Raw genomic sequence first — 19,094 nt, 5'->3', positions numbered from 1 at the left:
GCCCGACGCTACATGGGCCCGACGCTACATGGGCCCGACGCTACATGGGCCCGACGCTACATGGGCCCGACGCTACATGGGCCCGACGCTACATGGGCTCGATTTCGTAGACCATGACGGTACGGGCGCGCACCTCGATCTCGCCCGCCTCCACCGGCACCGACATGCGGCCGGCATCGGCCTTCATCATCATGGGCGCCGCCGGCATGGGAAAGCCGCCCTGGGTCTCGGGCTGGATCGAGGTGATGCGGGTGAGCCGGACGCCGGCGGCGGCGGCCAGCGCCTTGGCCTGCTCCATGGCATCCTTCACCGCGGCGGTCCGTGCCTCGCGGTCGAGCTGCCCCGGCTCGGCGAGGGCGAAGGACAGGCCCGACGCCTGGTTGGCGCCCGACTGCACCACCTTGTCGAGCAGCGGGCCAAGCTTGGCGAGGTCGCGCACGGTGATGCGCACGGAATTACGCACCTCGAAGCCGATCAGCTTGGGCGCCTCGCGCGAGCCCTGCTGAGGCAGGGAATATTGCGGCTGGATGGAGAAGTTCGCGGTGGCGATGTCGCGCGGCTCGACGCCGGCGGTCTTGAGCGCGGCGATCACATCGGTCACCGCCTTGGAATTGGCGGCGAGGGCGTCGTCGGCGGTCTTGGCGGTGGTCAGGGTACCGGTGGTGAGCACGGCCATGTCGGGCGGCGCAGAGGCCCGGGCCTCGCCCACCACGGTGAGCGTCGCCGCCGCGGCGGCGGGCCCGCCCGCGAGCAGGAGGGCCGTCATGGCCGCCACCACGGCGCCCGCGGCAGCGCGGCGCGGGGCGCGGATGACGGACGCCGGACCGGACGAAGCAAGACGCATGGTGTTTCCCTCGGGCTGTTTCTGGCTCGGGCCCGCCTGAGCCTTCGGCGGGAGACGACGCTGCGAAGGCGGCGCCAATGGGGCAGGCTGCTCTGCCCGCGTGCACCATCCACGCGTTTTCCGCCCGCCCATGGGCGCCACACGCGGTCTCCTGTTGTTCGCCGACGACGGGATTGCTAGACGAGAAGCGCAACCGGCGGCGGCCCCGTGCCGCGCCCAGCCGGGGGCCTGTAGCTCAATGGTTAGAGCTGACCGCTCATAACGGTCTGGTTGCAGGTTCGAGTCCTGCCGGGCCCACCAAATTCCCCTCCGCCGAGGCTCGTTCCGGTTCGCCGGTGTTCTGGAAGATCATACGATATTAAATAGTTATAGTCATCAAGCCGTCGCCTGCGTCCGCTTAAGTTCGTTGGCATCCGGGAAATTTGTTGGTATTTGTGTTGGTATCGAAAACACGGGATTGGCCAGATACCAACACATGCCCCTATCCGACATCGCCGTCCGCAACGCCAAGGGCCGGGACAAGGCGTTCAAGCTCTCCGACGGCGGCGGCCTGTTCCTGCAGGTCAATCCGGACGGCGGGCGCCTGTGGCGCATGGCCTATCGCTTCGACAAGAAGCAGAAGCTCCTGGCCTTCGGCGTCTACCCTGATGTGTCCCTCGCCGATGCCCGCAAGCGGCGGGAAGCGGCAAAGGCGCTGCTGGCAAAGGGCGTGGATCCTGGGCAGGCAAAGAAGGCCGACAAGCGCGCCTCCGCCCTGAACTCCAGCCGCACCTTCGAAGCCATCGGGCGGGAGTGGTTCGCACTCAAGCTCCCCGGCTGGGTTCCGTCCTATTCCGACCGCCTGATGAGCCGCCTGGAAGCCGATGTGTTCCCCGCGCTCGGCTCCCGGCCTATCGCCGATATCGAGCCGCCTGAGGTGCTGGAGGTTATTCGCAAGGTGGAGACCCGTGGCGCCATCGAATTGGCGAAGCGCGAGATGCAGGTCATCGGGCAGATCTTCCGGTTTGCCATCGCCAGCGGCCGGGCCAAACGGGACCCCACGCAGGACCTGCGCGGCGCCCTGAAATCGCCGGGTAGGCAGAAGCACCACCGCGCCCTGCCCCGTGAGGATCTGCCGGACTTCCTCAAGGTCCTGGACGCCTACGACGGCGAGCCCATGACAAAGCTCGCCCTGAAGCTGATGGTCCTCACTTTCGTGCGCACCACCGAGCTGCGCGCCGCGCGCTGGTCAGAGTTCGAGGGGCTCGATGGGCCCGAGCCGCTGTGGCGCATCCCGCCCGAACGCATGAAAATGAGGTTCGAGCACCTCGTGCCACTTTCGCCGCAGTCAGTCGCCGTGCTGCAGGAGCTTCGCCCCCTCGCTGGCCGCAGTCCCCAGCTTTTCCCCTCCCCCAGCAAGGAGGGCTTCATGTCGAACAACACGATGCTCTTCGCCATGTACCGCATGGGCTACCACGGCCGCGCGACGGTCCACGGCTTCCGAGGGGTAGCGTCCACCTGGCTCAACGAGGCCGGCTACCATCCGGACTGGATCGAACGGCAGCTCGCGCATGATGAACGCGACGAAGTGCGCGGCGCCTACAACAGCGCACAATACCTCGCCGGCCGGCGGCAGATGATGTGCGACTGGGCGGATTTCCTGGATGGCCTGAGGCGAGGCGGTTCCAATACAGGAGCGTAGATCGCTCTGCTCTCCAGATCCACGGGGCAGACGAACCCCTGCGAACCATTGCGGACACCGGCGAACCTCGGCAGACTGCCGTGAACAAAGACTGAACACGCGACAGAACGAGGGCGGGGCTGATGACAGAGAGGGCAAGCCCGACTGGTTGGGATTTTAGTGCAATTGGTTGGCTGTTCGATGAGGTCAAGCAAGCCGGCGGTGAGATCCCGTGCCGATATTATCGGAAGCATGACACACAGGGGGCTTATGGAGACACGCCAGAAGACTTTATGGCCACGGAGGCCGACTTCGAGTCTGTCCGCAAGGCCAGAGACGTTCTCGGACGGAAAATATCCCGGGCATTCACATGCCGTTCTTCAGGGTGATCTCGACGGCGGCGGGCGCGAAGGCGTCGGTTGAGGTGGTGTCGAAGACCTCCAGCGAAACCAGCCCCGCCAGGCGGTGGGTCTCCAGATCCCGCAGCGCCTCAGGCGTGAAGTCCGCCATGGCGAGGGACCCGCCGCGCAGCATCCGCGCCGCGCAATAGGCCATGCAGAGGCGGGCATAATTCGACGCCATGTCGTCCCTCAGCGGACGGCCCACGAGACTGCGCGCGACCGGCGTCATCCGGATGCGGACGGCATCCACCGTGTCGGCGGAAAACGCATGCCGCGCCCTGAGCCCGGCGATCGCCTCCAGCGCGCCGTGGGTAGCGCGGCCGCTGGGAAAGGGCTTCTGGGCAACCTCGGCCATACGCCAAGCCTTGCCGAACGCCTCAACCACGGGGCCAAGGTCTACCCCATCCTCGAACAGCGCATAATAGCCGAAGCGGCCCTCCAGCACCTCGCGCGGCGCCTTCAGCCCCGCTGATGCGAGATCGCAGGCCTGGATGGCGTTGCGGGCATTGAAGCCGATCTGAAGGGCGAGCAGCATGGTGCCCTCTTCATGCGCCTGCATGGAGCCGCACAGCTGGGCGAAGGTGGTGCCGAAGGCGTTCTCCAGCGTGTCGGCATCGAAGCCGAGCAGTTTTCCCGCCGCCGCCGTCGCGCCGAACCCGCCCGCCACCCCCGGACGGAAGAACTTCATGGGCCGGGTGCCGCCAAGGCCGATGGCGCAGGCGACATCGACGCCGGCGACGACCGCCTCCAGCAACCGCGCGCCGCAGATGCCACCCAGCCGGTCGGCGACGGCAAGCGCCGCCGGCAGCACCCCCGTCATGGCATGGACCACCGCCTGCTCATGAAGGCAGTCGAACTCGGAATTATGGATCTGGTACGCGTTCATCAGCGCGGCCACCGCCGCCGGAAACCGGCCGCGCCGGCCGAAGACACGGGCCTCCTCCCCCGAGCCCCAGCCTGCGGCACAGCCGGCAAGCTCCTGCGCCCACTGCCCGGCGCTGCCGGCTATGCCGACGCCGACGCTGTCGAGCAGGAACGTCTTGGCGGCCTCGATCACCGGCGCGGGAATGTCCGCGAGGCGGACCGCCAGCACGTGACCTGAGAAGTGTCGTATCGCGTCCATGCATCGCGTCCATGCTGTTTCCTCGCGGAAGGACAGGCCGTAGGCCCCCCTGCGAGCGATACATGAGGCGGGGCTTCGCCGCATATGCTTGCGACTTATATCGGATTTAAGGGTTGGAGGCCTTGCCGGGCGCAACGGACCATCGCCGATGCCGGTTCAGTCACTACGGGTCACCTCATCTTCTGCGCCGAGCTGCCGGGCCGAGGGCGACAGCCATCGCCAACGGCGACGCCCCGGTTCCCTTGCCAGACGGCGTGTCGGCCCTTGACGATTCAGGAAAAGAGCCGAAAGTTGCGCCCATGCTGGGGAGGGCGACATGGTGGCCTTCGTGCGCGAGGCCTTAGCTCGGCTCTTGTCTCGTCTCCGTCCAGCCCGGGCTGCATCAACCCATGGCCAGGCCAGCAGTCTTCTCGACGCCCGCCCCATCGCGCCGGATGCAGCCCTGCGGGCGCTGGAAGCCGCCCTCGCCGATCCTGAAGAGCTGATCCGGATCGGCGCGGCGCGGGCGGCACCGTGGCTGGAGCCGAAGGGGGCGGCGGAGCTGTTGTCCGCGCGCCAGGCGCACCTGCCCGAACCGCTGCCTGTCGCCGAGGCCTCCATTCTCGCCATCGCCATGGAATGGGCCGGCGGCGACGGCCTGCCGCTGGCCGCGCGCATCCTTCAAACGACGCCCGAGGTGGTGGAAGCGGCCACGGCCGGCGACGGCGAGCATTGGGCGCGTTCGATGAACCAGATGGTCGACCGCATCGGGCGGCCGGGCCGGTTTCGCCTGCTGCAACCCTTCTTTGTTGCGCACCGCGTGCGCACCGGGCCGCCACAGGAAGAGCCGGACCACGACGAGGAAGAACCGGACGCCGGCCAGCGGAAGGCACGGGCGGCCCGATGGGCCTTCGAGAATGCCTGCCGCGATTTCTCCAGTTTCGGCAGCGATACGGCGGCCCGGGCAAGCCTCGACGCGGCTTTCGCCGACACGCTTTCCCGCCTCGACACGGGTGACATGGACGGCGCGGTCGAGCGCCTCCTCGCTTTTGCAATCACCCACCAGGACGAGCGCACGCGGCTCACCGCCCAGCGCATGCTTCCCGCCTTCGGGAGGCAGGCCTCGGAGCCGCTGCTGGCCATGCTGGCCGAGCATTCGATCATCCTGCCGGGGCCTGAGGTCATGGCGGCCATCGCAGCCGAGCCTCGCGGCTATATTCCCAAAGGCGCGACAAGCGAGCGCCTTCGAGCCTTTCTCGCCTGCGAGACGCTGGAGGGCTTCACCGACCGGCCCACTGCCTTCGCAGTCGTCCATGCCGCCCTCTCGGGGAATGGGCCGGCACGGGCCCGCGCCCAGCGGGCGGCCGCGCGCATGTCGGCCGATGTGGCGCTGCCGGTCCTCGTCTGGTGCGCGCTTCACGGTCCCACCCTGTCCGAGCGCGTCGAAGCCAGAATTCTGCTGGATCGGATCCTCGCGCGCGATCACGGGCTCGGCATCCGCTTCCACCGCATCGGCGCCACCGAGGTCAAGCCGGAAGACCTCTCCTGGCTGAACCGCATCGTCCTGACCCGACCGGATCGGCATGCATGGACGGACAACGAAGATGTCGCCCTTGCGGTGCTTTCCGAGGCCATCGCCGTCCTCCCCAACCTCTTCGGGGACGCCGGCCCCATGTACAAGGAGCTGGGCACCGCAGAGCGGCTCGACGAGTTCATCGCGGCTGAAGGGGGGGCCGGCCCGGAGCAGCGGCCAGAGGAGGCTCCCGCCGGCACCTCCATCGCCGACCGGGATGTCTCTTTCGATGCAATCGTGAATATCGACCCACTCGATCTGGAGCTGCCCCTGCCGGAATCCACCGAAGACGCGGGCGCAGCGGCGCCCCTCCCCGAGCCGGCGCCGCGTTTCACCGACATCCAGTTGTTCGATGCGGAGCGCGAGCTGGGGCGGCTGGAGCCCCTCGTCCATGGCCGCGCCTACACCCTGAGCATTGCGGTGCGCGCCCTGCGGCTCGGCCTCACGAAGGACCGCCCGGAGCAGCCCGACGTGCGCATTCCGGGGCAGACGCAGACCGAAACCGTGTGGGCGATCGTCAGCGACGAAAGCACCGCCGAATTCGACGACGAGGAAGGCGGCGCCTTCGAGATCGACAGGCGCTTCGCATCCTTCCGCCTGCCGGCGATGGGGGATTCGGAAACGGCCGCGGTGTTCCGGCTCACCCCGCAGGTGAAGGCGTTCCGGCAACGGGGCGGCGGGCGCGGGCGCATCGGCATCCGCCTTTATCACCGCCTCAACCTCATCGACCACCTGGAACTGGACCTCCGGCTGGAGGTGCAGCCCGGCCAGCCCCTTTCGCCACCCGACGAGCCCGCCGTCAGGGTGGTGTTCTGCCGGGCGCAGGGCACAAGCGTGGAGGCCCTGGAGCCGGACCGGGCCGCGCGCACGCTCAACATCGCCATCAGTCGCGTGGCCGATACCGACGCCACCTATCGGTTCGCGGTGACCCTCGGCAACGCCGGCGGCATCCCCCAGACCTATGCCGTGAAGCGGCTGCGGGCCGAACAGCTCGACACCTTCATGACGCGCTTCCGCAACATCCTGCTGGATACGGTGTTCGGCGAGGCTTTCGCCAAGGCGGAGCTGACGCCTGCCGCCTGCACCCGGACCCTCACCGACCTCACCCGCCTCGGGCAAGACGTGCTGACCACCTTGTTCGACTATGGCGAGGGCGGCGATTTCTTCAGCCTCGGCCAGATCATGCTGGAGGCGCTGCCGCAGGCTCCCTTGGTGCAGATCGTGCTGGGGAAGGGGGCGGAGAACCTTGCCCTCCCCTGGCAGATCCTCACGGTGGACAACCGCCCTCCCCCCGCTCCGGGCGTCGCGGTGGCGCGGGTGAAGCCGGAGGACAATCTGTGGGGCCTGCGCTTCGTCCTCGAGGTCAAGCGCTGCGGCGACGGGGTGGACCGGCGCGCCCCGGCCGAGCGGGACCGGCGGCCGATCAAGGTGCGCTACGGCAACTGGCCGTTCGCGAACGAAGCCCAGCACCGCGCCCGCCTCGCGCAGATCATCACCGCCCATGGGGACGAGGCGATCCTGGTCGAGCCCGTCCTCAAGGGCGCGGCGGATTTCGTGGAGGCGCTGAAGGGCGGCGGCCAGCTGATCTATCTTTACGCCCATGGGCACGCGGCGGCGCCGGCCACGCCCTCGGCCATGGCCCTGCGCGACCGCACCCTCGCCAAGCTTGCGGACGTGCAGGAGGAGCTGAAACAGAACGCGGCCGGTCTTCCCCCGGCCGAGCTTGAGCCACGCGTCGCGGCGCTGCAGGCCCTGAAGGACGTGGTGGGCCAGGGCGATGAGGCGAGCGCCCTCATCCTCAGCCTGGCGACCGTGCGGCTCACCGACCTGCTTCTGGCCCTGCCGCCAGACGGCGCCAGGCTGAACGACGCGCCGGTGCTGTTCCTGAATACCTGCCAGTCGGCGCAAATCTGGAATGGGGTCGAGAATTCATTCGTCAGCTTCTTCCTCTCGCGGGGCGCGCGCGCCATCATCGGCAGCGAGGCGACCATTCCCGCAGTCTTCGCGGATCGCTTCGGCTGCGAGGTCATGGGCCGGATCTTCCAGGGGGAGACCATCGGCGAGGCGGTACGGCAGGCGCGGCTCATTCTGCTTCAGGCAAGCCGCAATCCGCTGGGGCTCTGCTATGCGGTCTACGGAGCGGGCGATGCGCGGCTGATCCCGCCGCGCAATATCGGGGTGGGAGGACCATGATGAGCGACATTCAAACCGTGATTGGCGAACTTCAGCAGGCCGACGACGAAAAGCTCCTGGAACAGCTCGGGGCCTATTCCAAGGCCTATGCCTCGGATGCGGCGAAGTTCGCTGCCCCGGCAACCTCCATCCCCCTCGACATGGCGACCATGGGGCCGCTCGACGGGCTTATGGAGATCGGCCGGCGGGTGCTGAAGCGCTGGCAGAAGGTCATCTACGACCTCGTCTGCGGCGGGGGCGAGGGCGACCCGGATGCGCGCAAGACCATTCTCGATTCTCTCAAGATCAACTCGCCGGAAGCCCTCGCGGCGGCGGTGGCGGGCGTCCTGATCAGCGCGTTCAATGTCGGCCCTGCCATCGCCACTATCGTCGGCGTCCTGTTCGGTCGCCTCCTGCTGCCGGCGGCGGGCCAGGTCGTCTGCGAATATTGGAAAGAACAACTGGGCTGAGCGCCTGAAGGATGGCCGGGCGCGTCCCGGCCATCCGTCTTCCAAAGCCGCGGGGGCGGCGCCGAGCTATCGCGTCACGGCCTTGTCCCGGTTCACGAGATACGGGCACCGTGTCTGCTCGATGGGGGCCGCGGTGGTCTCCCGGGCGATGGGGCTCAGCACCTTGAAATAGTCCCAGTCGCCGGTGGATTCGCCCGGCTTCTTGACCTCCACGAGATACATGTCGGTGACCATGCGCCCGTCCTCGCGGATCCGGCCGTTCGGGGCGAAGGCGTCGTTCACCGGCATCTCGCGCATTTTGGCGGCGACGGTGGGGCCGTCGTCGGTGCCGGCGGCGTCGATGGCCTTGAGGTAATGCAGCACGGCGGAGTAGGTCGCCGCCTGCACCGCGCCGGGCATCCGGCCGTTGCGTTCGAAGAAGCGCTTGGAGAAGGCGCGGGTTTCCGCGTTGGTGTCCCAATAGAACGGCGTGGTCACCACCAGCCCCTGTGCGGTCTTCAACCCCAGCGCATGCACGTCGCTGATGACCACGGCGAGGCCGGCCAGCTTCTGCCCGCCCTGGGTGATGCCGAACTCACCCGCCTGCTTGATGGCGTTGATGGTATCGGTGCCGCCGTTCGCCAGCGCGATCACCTGCGCACCGGAGGTCTGGGCCTGGAGCAGGAACGACGAGAAGTCCGCGGTATCAAGCGGATGGCTGACCTTGCCCACGATCTGCCCGCCCCGCTCGGTGACGACGCGGGAGATGTCCGTCGCCATGGCACGGCCGAAGGCATAGTCCGCCGCCAGGATGAACCAGCGCGACTGCCCCTGCGCCGTCAGCGCGCCGGCGGTGCCCACACCCTGCGAATAGGTGTCCCAGCCCCAGTGGAAACCGGTGGGAGAGCAGTTCTCGTTGGTCAGCGCCGTGCTGAGCGGCCCGGTCATGAGCGTGATCTTGCCCCGCTCCTTCGCCACCGTGTTGACGGCGATGGCCACCGCCGAATTGGTGAGGTCGGCGATGGCATCCACGCCATCCACATCGAACCAGCGCTTGGCTGTGGCAGATGCCACGTCGGCCTTGCTCTGGTGGTCTGCGGATACGATCTCGACCTTGATGCCCTTTGACCCGCCCTTGAAGTCCTCGACCGCCATGCGCGCGGCATCCACCGATGTCTTGCCGCCGAAGTCTGAATACACCCCCGACTGATCGTTCAGAACACCGATTTTCACGACGCCGCCCGTAATATCTGCCGCCTGGCACAGCGAAACGGACGCGAGCAGGGCGATCATTGAAGTCGCCAGTTTCATGGCATTTCTCCCAATATTGTTTTGTTTTTATGGCGTTTGTCTCGCCGGCTTTCTTTGGACCGGACTGTCGTGCCCGCCCGTCCCGCGCCGCCGGCTGCCGGGACGGGCGGGGGAGGCGTCAATCGTTGCTGGGGAAGGCGAAGGAGAGCGCGCGCTCTTCCTGCGCATCAGGCTCGGGCCACCGCTGGGAGATGGTCTTCATCTTGGTGTAGAAGCGCGCGGCATCCGGGCCGAACATGTGGGCGTCGCCGAACTTCGACCGGCGAAGGCCGCCGAAATTGTGATACCCGACCGGCACCGGCACCGGCACGTTCACGCCCAGCATGCCGGCCTCCACATCCGCGCAGAACCGCTGCCCGGCCTGACCGCTGCGGGTGAAGATGACCGCGCCGTTGCCGTATTCATGCGCATTCACCACCTCGATCGCCTCGTCCAGGCTCTTCACCCGCATCAGGCCGCGCACCGGCCCGAAGATCTCTTCCTTCCACATCTGCATGTCCACGGTCACATGGTCGACCAGGGAGGCGCCGACATAGAAGCCCGGCTTGTCCGCGCCAGCCGCCGAGCCGTCGACCACCAGTTCCGCGCCCTCGGCCACCGCCCGCTGGATCGCGTCCTCCACCGTCTTCTTGGCGGCAGCGGTCACCACCGGGCCGAAGTCCGCCGTCGTGTCGTCATAGGCGCCGACGCGCAGCTTGCGCACCATGGGCACCACCAGGTCGCGCAGCTTGCTGGCGGTCTCCTCGCCTACCGCGACGAGGAGCGAGATGGCCATGCAGCGCTGGCTGGCGGAACCATAGGCGGCACTGACGAAGGCCGCCGCCGCCGCCTCAAGGTCGGCGTCGGGCATCACCACCATGTGGTTCTTGCCGCCGGTATAGGCCGCCACCCGCTTATTGTGCGCACAGCCCTTCTGGTAGATGTACTCGCCCACGCGGGTGGAGCCGACGAAGCTGATGGCGGCGATGCCGGGATGCTCAAGCATGGCATCCACCACCTCCGCATCGCCGTTGACCACGTTCCACACGCCGTCGGGCAGGCCGGCCTGCTGCCACAGCTCGCTGATGAGGGCCGAGGCGCCGGGCACGCGCTCGGACGGCTTCAGCACCACGGCGTTGCCCACCGCCACCGCCATGGATCCCATCATCAGGGGGACCATGGCCGGAAAGTTGAACGGCGCGATACAGCCCACCACGCCCACCGGCTGGCGGATGGAATAGGTGTCGATGCCGCCGCCGACGTTGCAGGAATATTCGCCCTTGGTCACCTGCGCGGCATTGGTGGCGAACTCCAGCGCCTCCACGGCGCGGCCGATCTCGCCCTTGGCATCGTCGATGGTCTTGCCGTGCTCGAGGCCGATGGTCCGGGCGATGGCATCCGTATTGGCGAGCACCAGCTCGCGCATCTTGAAGATCACCTGCACCCGGCGGGCCTGGGACTGGCGGGCCCACTTGCGCCCGGCGGCCGCAGCCGCCTTCACCGTCTGGTCCACGGTCGCCTTGTTCGCATAATTGCAGCGATAGATCTCTTCGCCCGTGGAGGGATTGAACACCGCCCCGGTCCGGCTTCCGGAACCGGCGCTGAAGGTGCCGTCGATGTAATGATCCTTGCCGTACATGATGTGCGTTCCTTGAATGTGGCTGGAGCACGCGCCGATCAGCTTGCGTCGCAAGCTGATCGGACAGCGCGTTCTCTTTCTTGAGTTTGGAGAGCGCTCACGCGCCGTGCGAATAGAGGGTCTGGATGCAGGAGAAGTCGGATGCGCCGGCGCCGTCTTCCTTGGAGCGGATGGCGTAGAGGCTCTGCGCCAGCGCGCCGAGCGGCACGGCGGCGCCGTGGGCGCGCGCATTTTCCAGCGCGAGGCCGAGGTCCTTGAGCATCAGGGACAGCTGGAAGCCGGCGGCGTAGCCCTTGCTGGCCGGGGCATCCGGCATCACGTTCGGCCACGGGTTCCAGCGATCGAGGAAGAAGTTGCCGCCCGAGCTCTTCTGCATGATGGCCGAGAGAACGGCGGGATCGAGCCCGTTGCGCACCCCAAGTTCCAGCACCTCGGCGGTGCCGGCCATGGTCACGGCCGCCAGCATGTTGTTGCAGATCTTCGCCGCCTGGCCGCTGCCGTTGCCGCCGGCGTGAACGATGAAGCTGCCCATGCGCTCCAGCAGTTCGCGTGCGGTCGCCAGTGCTTGCGCGCTGCCGCCGACCATGAAGCTCAACGTGCCGTCGGCGGCGCGCTGCACCCCACCGGACACCGGCGCATCGATCATGGCGAAGCCGGCGGAAGCCGCGGCCGCCGCCACCGAACGCGCCGTTTCCGGTGCGATGGTGGAGCAATCGATGAGCAGCGGACGCCACTGAAGGGCGGCGATGAGCCCGTCCGCCCCCAGATAGAGGTCTGAAACCACCTTGCCGTTCGGCACCATGGTGATGATCGCCTCGGCGCCGTCGGCCGCGTCACGCGGGCTTGCCGCGCCACGGGCGCCGGACGCGGCAAGGCGTTCCACGGTGGCGGTCGAGATGTCGTAGGCAGATACGTCATAGCCTGCGCGCAGCAGGTTGGCGGCCATGGGGAAACCCATGTTTCCCAGGCCGATGAAGGCAATCTTCCGCATTACGGTTCCTCCCCGGGGCGCGTCCGATCTTGCCCGTCGCACATGGCTGATTGCACATGGCAACCGGTTAAGCGTCTTGCGGCATCACCTGCCTTCGCGCTCTGCGGACGGCACCCTCTGGATCGATTGGGTAGCACGCGCCCCGCGTGCTTGAACCTCCCGCCGACGCAAGGGTAGTGTTCAAAAATGCACAGGCCGAAGCGGGCGCACCGATTATGGAATGGGACGACCTCAGGTATTTTCTGGAGCTCGCGCGCACGCGCACGCTGACGGAAGCCGCACGCCGGCTGGACGTGAAGCACACCACCGTGTCCCGGCGGATCCAGCGGCTGGAGCTTGCGGTGGGAGCCCCGCTGTTCAACCGCACCGCCTCCGGCCATGAGCTGACGCGCAAGGGCCAGACCCTGCTGGTGGAAGCCCAATCCATCGAGGACGTCTTTCGAGGCATCGACGAGGACCTCGCCGATCCGGCGGACAAGGTGGCGGGCGTGGTGCGCGTGGGGTGCACCGAAGGGTTCGGGGTCGGGGTGCTGCCCCCTTACATCGCCGAACTCCGGCAGGCGCACCCCGGCCTGTTCGTCGATCTCATCGTGCAGCCCCGTCCCATCCAGCTCGCCCGCAACGAGGCGGACATCGTGATCACCATCGACAGGCCCGAGCGCGGGCCTTACCTGATCACGAAGCTGTTCGACTACACTCTTAAACTGTATTCATCACCGCAATACCTGGACAGGTTTCCAAACATCGCCTCTCTCGCCGACCTGAGGCCCCATCAATTCGTGGGATACATCGAGGAGGCCGGGCCGGCCAAGGGCCTGCCCGCAATCTGGGATATCGTCCAGTCCGCGTGCAGCAGCTTTCGCAGCACCAGCATCTTCTCGCAGATGTCCGCCGTCGCAGCGGGCGCGGGGATCGCGATCCTGCCGAGCTATCTGGTCAACGGCAAGGACGGCTTTCGCGCCGTTCTGGGCGAGACCGTGAGCTTCCAGCGGACCTATTGGATGCTGATGCCCATCGAGCTCAAGCACAGCGCGCGGGTGCAGGCAACCTGGCATTTCCTGCGGAACACGGCGCAAAATCAGTCGCAGCGCCTGCTGTTCTGACAGGCTGTTGAGATCTTCAGCTTACTGGAGTTGGACGGCAATTCACCGTGCAAACGCACTCGATTTGATTGGATCATACCCTAGACGATGTACGGCAGCGGCGCGTGCTCATGGGTGGCGCGGAAGGCGGCGAGGCGCTGGGCGGCCTTGTCGCTGGAGGCCTGAAGATGGGCAATTAGCGCCCGCCGCGCCGCCGCGTGCTGGCCCTTGCGCACCGCCTTTATGATGTCGAGGTGCTCGCCCATGAACGGGTCCACCAGCCCGTGGGGCTTCAGTTCCATCTGGATGTGCTTGCCGGAGACGAGGATGCAGCGGGTGCGCTTCAGCGCCTCCATGATCTCCGGATTGCGCCCATGGCCGATGCAGTCGATGTGCAGATCGTTTTCCAGCACATCGAGGTCGGCGCTCTCCACCTTGGGATAGCTGTCCATGGCGTCCCGCAGCCGGCGCTCGATGGCATCGAGCTGCGCCGTCGGGATCTGCCCGATGGCGCTGTCGAGGGCCACCGGCTCCAGCAGGATGCGCAATTCGTAGAGGTCGTGAAAGCGTGCCTCGTCCAGCGGCACGGTCCACCAGTGGGACTTCTCGCCCTTGGAGACGATGCCCACCTCGCGGGCATGGATGAGCAGGTCGCGCGCCACGGTGCGCCCCACGTCGAAATGCCGCGCGATGGCCAGTTCGTTGACGCGGAACCGGCCGAACACCGAGGACAGGATGATCTCGCGCTCGAAATCGTAATAGAGCGCCTGCCAGGCGAAGCCCTTGCGGGCCTCCACCGTCTCGTCGCCGCTTTTCAGCATGTCCGCCGTCACCGGCAGGCGGCGCGGGGTGGCGGCCCGGCCGACCATGAGGCCGCGCCCCTCAAAGCGGGAGACCACGCCCTCCTCTTCCAGCTCCGCCAGCGCCTGCTTCACCGGCGAGCGGCTGGAGCCGAACAGGGCCGCGAGCGGGCCTTCCAGCAGCACCATGCCTTCCGGCAACGCTCCCTCGGCGATGGAGCGGCGCAGCCGCCCGGCGATGACCGCATAGGCCGGCGTGCGATCGACCACGGGCGCTGTGGCCCGCGCCGCGCTCAGGTGACGGCGCCGATCTGCCATGGCACGAACTCGCTGTCGCCGAAGCCGAAATCCTCGCTCGCCGTGTGGGCGCCCGAGGCCACGGCGAGAATCTTCTCGAAGATGCGCTCGCCCGCGGCGGCGATGGTGTCCTCGCCGGTGACGATGCCGCCGCAGTTGATGTCCATGTCCTCGTGCATGTGCAAATACATCTGGGTGTTGGTGGCGACCTTGATGCAGGGCGCCGGCTTGAAGCCGGAGACCGAGCCGCGGCCGGTGGTGAAGACGACGACGTTGCAGCCCCCCGCCACCTGGCCGGTCACCGCCACCGGATCGTAGCCGGGCGTGTCCATGAACACAAAGCCCGTGCGATCGATGATCTCGGCATATTCATAGACCGCCTCCAGCGGCATGGAGCCGCCCTTGGCCACCGCGCCCAGCGACTTCTCAAGAATGGTGGTGAGCCCGCCGGCCTTGTTGCCGTGGGAGGGATTGTTATTCAGTTCCGCGCCGTTGCGCTCGGTGTAGCTGCGCCACCAGTCGATGCGGTCCATCAGCTTCTGCGCCACCTCAGGACTCACCGCGCGGCGGGTGAGCAGGTGCTCGGCGCCGTAGATCTCCGGCGTCTCGCTGAGCACCGCCGTGCCGCCGTGCTTCACCACCAGGTCGGCCGCATGGCCGAGCGCCGGATTGGCGGAGATGCCCGAATAGCCGTCCGAGCCGCCGCATTGCAGCGCCACCTTCAGGCCGGTGAGGGGCACCGTGGTGCGCTGGGCGGCATCGGCGATGGGCAGCATCTCGCGGATGATGGCGCTGGCGGTCTCGATGGTCTTGCGGGTGCCGCCGAGGCCCTGGATGGTCATGGTGCGCAGCAGCTGGCCCTCCACCAGCCCCTCGCGGGAGACGATGGGCTCGATCTGGTTGGTCTCGCAGCCAAGGCCGATCATCAGGATGCCGGCGAAGTTGGGGTTCTTGGCATAGCCGCCGAGCACGCGGGTGAGATAGGCGTAGCCCTCGGTCTTGGTGTTGATGGCGCAGCCGGTGCCGTGGGTGAGGGCCACCACGCCGTCCACGTTGGGAAAGCCCTCCAGAGCGTCGCCGCGATTGAAATGATCGGCGACCGCGCGGGCCACCGTTGCCGAGCAGTTCACCGAGGTGACGATGCCGATGTAGTTGCGCGTGCCCACCTGGCCATCGGGCCGCACATAGCCCTCGAAGGTGCGCCGCTCAGCCTGCGGCAGAAGCTCGGTGGCGCGGCCGTCCTCGGCGAAATGGTGGGCGACATCGCTTTCCTGCATGGCGAGGTTGTGCAGGTGGACATGGGCGCCGGGCGCGATATCGGCGGTGGCGACGCCGATGGTCTGGCCATATTTCAACACCCGCGATCCCGCCGGGATGGGCTCGACCGCCATCTTGTGGCCGCTGGGAATCTCGGCCAGCGCAATCACGCCCACCCCATCGAGGACGACGGCGGTTCCCGCCGGAATGCGCGCGCGCGCCACCCCGACATTGTCCGACGCATGAAGGTGGATGAGGGGTGATGCGGCGGACGTCGTCAGCATGGCGTTTCCCTAAAAATGATCATTGCGTGCATCAATCAATCATGTTAGACATGGTCTAGTCAAACGAAAAATATAACAAATATCAGGGTTATGGGGACGCCAATGGCCAGACATCCGTGATCCCAAAATTCGTTCGTGCGCATCCATGTCGCGCATCAAAGCATTCATGCTGGTCATGAGCGCAGATATATTGTCGTCGGCGAAGCGGATCTGATGCCGTGGGCTATGAATTCGATTTTTCATTTCTGAATGAGTATTGGCCGGACCTCCTCAATGGCGTCTGGCTGACGCTGGGCATGACCGTGGCCTCCGTGCTGCCCGGCTTCGTGCTCGGCACCCTGTGCGCCGTGGGGCGCCTCTACGGGCCGCCCCCCGTGCAGCGCGCAGTTACCTTCTATGTGGAGGCGATCCGCAATACCCCGCTCATCATCCAGGTGTTCTGGCTGTTCTTCGGCCTCGCCGTGCTGGGCGCGAAGATCGGGCCGTTTCCCGCCGCCGTGATCGCGCTGGTGGTGAATGTGGGGGCCTATACGGCCGAGATCATGCGGGCCGGCTTCCGCTCCATCCCCAAGGGCCAGATCGAGGCGGCGCATTGCCTCGCCCTCACGCCCACACAGGCCTTGTGGTCGGTGCAGCTGCCGCAGGCGGTGGAGCGGGTCTATCCCGCCCTCGTCAGCCAGTTTGTTCTGATGATGCTCGCCACCGCCATCATGTCGCAGATCTCGGCGGAAGAACTCACCGGCGTCGCCTACATGATCCAATCCTTCACCTTCCGCGGCTTCGAGGTCTACCTCGTCATCGCTGTCATCTACCTCGCCATGGCCTCGCTGCTGCGCCTCAGCCTGATGGGCGTGGCGCACGTGTCCTTCCCCCGCCTTCGCCGTCTCGGCACGCCGCTGTGAGGATGCCATGCTGGGCCTGACCATCGAGCAGATCGCCTACCTCTTCCGCGGCGCCGGCTGGACCATCGTGCTGTCGCTGCTGGGCTTCGTCGGCGGCACGCTGCTGGGCCTGCCGGTGGCGCTCGCCCGCGCCTCCAAGAGCCGGCTCCTGCGCTTCCTGTCCGGCCTGCTGGTGCAGCTGGTGCAGGGCATTCCGCTGCCGGTCATCATGTTCGTGGTCTATTTCGGCATCTCCATCGCCGGCTTCGACGTGCCGGCGCTGGTGGCCGCCGGCGTCGCCATGACGCTGTATTCCGGCGCCTATCTCGGCGAGATCTGGAAGGGCTGCATCCTCGCCGTGCCGCGCACCCAGTGGGAGGCCGGCGAGTGCCTGGCGCTGACCAAGACCCAGCGCTTCATCTTCGTCATCCTGCCGCAGGCGCTGCGCATCGCGGTGCCGCCCACGGTGGGCTTCCTGGTGCAGATCGTGAAGAACACCTCCTATTCGGTGGTGATCAATTTCTTCGATCTCACCTACTCCGCGAAGGTGATCAACAACGCCACCTACAAGCCGTTCACCGTCTTCACCATCGCGGCGCTGATCTATTTCGCCATCTGCTTTCCCATGTCGCTGCTGGCGAGCCGGTTCGACCGCCGGCTGCACCGGAGCTGAGGACGCGCCATGGCCTTGCCCTCCCCCGCAGCCGACCTTTCCGCCGCCACCTTGCACGAGGGCCTTCGCATGACCTCTCCCGCCGCCCCCCTGGTGCGCTTCAAGAATGTGGAGAAGAGCTTCGGCGCGCTCCAGGTGCTCAAGGGCATCACCCTCGATGTGGCGCCAGGGCAGGTGGTGGCGCTCATCGGCCGCTCCGGCTCCGGCAAGAGCACGGCGCTGCGCTGCGTGAACGGCCTGGAAATGATCAACGGCGGCGAGCTGGAAGTGTGCGGGCGCAAGCTCCACGCCGGCAAGGTGGACCTGCTGGAACTGCGCAAGGACGTGGGCATCGTCTTCCAGAGCTACAATCTCTTCCCCCATCTCACGGTGGAGGAGAACATCACCCTGGCCCCGCGCAAGGTGCGGCGCATCGGCAAGGCCGAGGCCCGCGACATCGCCGCCGAGGTGCTGGAGGAGGTCGGCCTCTCCGAGAAGGCGCAGGCCTATCCCGAGCAGCTCTCAGGCGGCCAGCAGCAGCGCGTCGCCATCGCCCGTTCGCTGGCCATGCGGCCGAAGCTGATCCTGTTCGACGAGGTCACCTCCGCCCTCGATCCGGAACTCACCGGCGAAGTGCTCAAGGTGATCGAGCGCCTCGCCCGCGAGGGCATGACCATGATGCTGGTGACCCACGAAATGGCGTTCGCCCGTTCGGTGGCCAACACAGTGGTGTTCATGCACCAGGGCCGCGTCTGGGAAACCGGGCCCGGCGCCATGCTCTCAAATCCCGTCACCGACGAATTGCGCCAGTTCGTCGGCAGCGGCCTGTAATCACCATCAAAAACACTGACCGGAGGAACCCCAGGATGCTCAGGACCCCCATCATCGGCGCCGTGGCGCTGGCATTCGGCCTCGCCGCAGCCCTTGCGCCCGCCGCCGCCGAGACGCCCGCCGGCATCAAGCAGCGCGGCAAGCTGATCGTCGCCATCGACGTGTCCCACCCGCCCTACCGCATGCTGGACGGCAAGGCCAAGGAGACCGGCTCGGACGTGGAGACCGCGCAGTTGCTCGCCAAGGACCTGGGCGTCGCCCTGGAGGTGGTTCCGGTGTCCGGCGCCAACCGGGTGCCCTCGCTGCTCGCCAACAAGGTGGACGTGGTCATCGCCTCCTTCTCCATCACGGCGGAGCGCAAGAAGGTGGTGGATTATTCCATCCCCTACGGCGTGATCCCGGTGGTGGTCTCCGCGCCCAAGGCCATGGCCATCAAGAGCCCGGCGGACCTTGCGGGCAAGTCCATCGCGGTCGCCCGCGGCACCACCGCCGACATCGAGCTCTCCCGCACCATCAAGGATGCCAAGGTGGCGGCCACCATCGTGCGCTACGAGGACGAGGCCACCGCCGTCACCGCGCTTGCCACCGGCCAGCAGGACCTCATCGCCGCCGCCCTCTCCACCGCCAACACCGTCGCCGAGCAGAACCCGGGCAAGACCCTCGAGGTGAAGCTGGAGATGGCCGCCTATCCCATGGCCGTCGGCCTGCGCAAGACCGATCCCGAGCTGAAGGCCTATGTGGACGAGTGGGTGAAGGCGAACCTCGCCAACGGCAAGCTCAACGACATCTACAAGAAGTATTTCGGCCTTTCCCTGCCGGAGCATATCGCGGCCGAGTGACCGGCCTCTGCCGGCATGCTTTTCCGCCCTCCTCCGCCGTCCGGCCGGAG

15 protein-coding genes and 1 tRNA gene are annotated in these 19,094 nt (G+C 67.0%); 9 read left to right on the top strand and 7 right to left on the bottom strand.

Annotated elements, in window-relative coordinates; all coding sequences use genetic code 11:
• Positions 1–88 precede the first annotated feature (88 nt).
• Complete coding sequence (locus tag FZ033_RS08465; RefSeq protein ID WP_188079383.1) at positions 89–844, bottom strand: SIMPL domain-containing protein; 756 nt, start codon at positions 842–844, stop codon at positions 89–91.
• Positions 845–1,068: 224 nt separating this feature from the next.
• Here FZ033_RS08465 and FZ033_RS08460 point away from each other — a divergent pair.
• Positions 1,069–1,144 (top strand) — tRNA-Ile (locus FZ033_RS08460).
• 175 nt (positions 1,145–1,319) lie between these two features.
• Positions 1,320–2,525 (top strand): tyrosine-type recombinase/integrase, encoded by a 1,206-nt coding sequence (locus tag FZ033_RS08455; protein WP_149575707.1) that lies wholly within the window; start codon positions 1,320–1,322, stop codon positions 2,523–2,525.
• A 345-nt stretch (positions 2,526–2,870) separates the two neighbouring features.
• Here FZ033_RS08455 and FZ033_RS08450 read toward each other — a convergent pair whose 3' ends face one another.
• Complete coding sequence (locus FZ033_RS08450; protein WP_188079382.1) at positions 2,871–4,028, bottom strand: MmgE/PrpD family protein; 1,158 nt, start codon at positions 4,026–4,028, stop codon at positions 2,871–2,873.
• Positions 4,029–4,344: 316 nt separating this feature from the next.
• On the opposite strand from FZ033_RS08450, the gene FZ033_RS08445 reads away from it, so the two are divergent.
• Both FZ033_RS08445 and FZ033_RS08440 read left to right on the top strand, forming a co-directional pair.
• Positions 4,345–7,773: a CHAT domain-containing protein gene (locus FZ033_RS08445; protein WP_149575705.1), complete on the top strand. Its 3,429-nt coding sequence runs from the start codon at positions 4,345–4,347 to the stop codon at positions 7,771–7,773.
• On the top strand, positions 7,773–8,222 hold the full coding sequence (locus FZ033_RS08440; protein ID WP_149575704.1) for a hypothetical protein: 450 nt from the start codon (positions 7,773–7,775) through the stop codon (positions 8,220–8,222). The genes FZ033_RS08445 and FZ033_RS08440 overlap by 1 nt, the downstream gene beginning before the upstream one ends.
• A gap of 66 nt (positions 8,223–8,288) precedes the next feature.
• Here FZ033_RS08440 and FZ033_RS08435 read toward each other — a convergent pair whose 3' ends face one another.
• From FZ033_RS08435 to mmsB, 3 genes are all read right to left on the bottom strand, one after another.
• A complete protein-coding gene (locus FZ033_RS08435; RefSeq protein ID WP_149575703.1) occupies positions 8,289–9,512 on the bottom strand; it encodes an ABC transporter substrate-binding protein in 1,224 nt (407 codons plus the stop codon).
• Between the two features lie 118 nt (positions 9,513–9,630).
• Positions 9,631–11,130, bottom strand: a complete 1,500-nt coding sequence (locus FZ033_RS08430) for a CoA-acylating methylmalonate-semialdehyde dehydrogenase (RefSeq protein ID WP_149575702.1) — start codon at positions 11,128–11,130, stop codon at positions 9,631–9,633.
• A 97-nt stretch (positions 11,131–11,227) separates the two neighbouring features.
• Positions 11,228–12,121, bottom strand: coding sequence for a 3-hydroxyisobutyrate dehydrogenase (mmsB, locus tag FZ033_RS08425; RefSeq protein ID WP_149575701.1), 894 nt, complete (start codon positions 12,119–12,121; stop codon positions 11,228–11,230).
• Positions 12,122–12,267: 146 nt separating this feature from the next.
• On the opposite strand from mmsB, the gene FZ033_RS08420 reads away from it, so the two are divergent.
• Positions 12,268–13,224 (top strand): LysR family transcriptional regulator, encoded by a 957-nt coding sequence (locus tag FZ033_RS08420; protein ID WP_210247871.1) that lies wholly within the window; start codon positions 12,268–12,270, stop codon positions 13,222–13,224.
• An 80-nt stretch (positions 13,225–13,304) separates the two neighbouring features.
• On the opposite strand, the gene FZ033_RS08415 is transcribed toward FZ033_RS08420, so the two are convergent.
• Together FZ033_RS08415 and FZ033_RS08410 are read right to left on the bottom strand one after the other, a co-directional pair.
• Positions 13,305–14,321, bottom strand: coding sequence for a GntR family transcriptional regulator (locus FZ033_RS08415; protein ID WP_149575700.1), 1,017 nt, complete (start codon positions 14,319–14,321; stop codon positions 13,305–13,307).
• On the bottom strand, positions 14,297–15,841 hold the full coding sequence (locus FZ033_RS08410) for a UxaA family hydrolase (RefSeq protein ID WP_149575699.1): 1,545 nt from the start codon (positions 15,839–15,841) through the stop codon (positions 14,297–14,299). Before FZ033_RS08410 ends, FZ033_RS08415 begins: the two co-directional genes overlap by 25 nt.
• A gap of 218 nt (positions 15,842–16,059) precedes the next feature.
• Between FZ033_RS08410 and FZ033_RS08405 the strand changes: the two genes are divergently transcribed.
• The 4 genes from FZ033_RS08405 to FZ033_RS08390 all read left to right on the top strand — a co-directional run bounded on the left by FZ033_RS08405 (position 16,060) and on the right by FZ033_RS08390 (position 19,044).
• Entirely contained in the window at positions 16,060–16,743 is a 684-nt protein-coding gene (locus tag FZ033_RS08405; RefSeq protein ID WP_149575698.1) for an amino acid ABC transporter permease, read from the top strand.
• A gap of 7 nt (positions 16,744–16,750) precedes the next feature.
• Positions 16,751–17,395 carry an amino acid ABC transporter permease gene (locus FZ033_RS08400; RefSeq protein ID WP_149575697.1) on the top strand — a complete coding sequence of 215 codons (645 nt, stop codon included), beginning with the start codon at positions 16,751–16,753 and terminating at the stop codon, positions 17,393–17,395.
• Positions 17,396–17,464: 69 nt separating this feature from the next.
• Positions 17,465–18,205 (top strand): amino acid ABC transporter ATP-binding protein, encoded by a 741-nt coding sequence (locus FZ033_RS08395; RefSeq protein WP_149575809.1) that lies wholly within the window; start codon positions 17,465–17,467, stop codon positions 18,203–18,205.
• A gap of 35 nt (positions 18,206–18,240) precedes the next feature.
• Complete coding sequence (locus FZ033_RS08390) at positions 18,241–19,044, top strand: transporter substrate-binding domain-containing protein (RefSeq protein WP_149575696.1); 804 nt, start codon at positions 18,241–18,243, stop codon at positions 19,042–19,044.
• Positions 19,045–19,094: the final 50 nt, after the last annotated feature.

The organism is Xanthobacter oligotrophicus (assembly GCF_008364685.1).
Lineage (GTDB): Bacteria > Pseudomonadota > Alphaproteobacteria > Rhizobiales > Xanthobacteraceae > Xanthobacter > Xanthobacter oligotrophicus.
The sequence above is the reverse complement of the archived record's forward strand: the minus strand, read 5'-3'. Positions and strand labels throughout refer to the sequence as shown.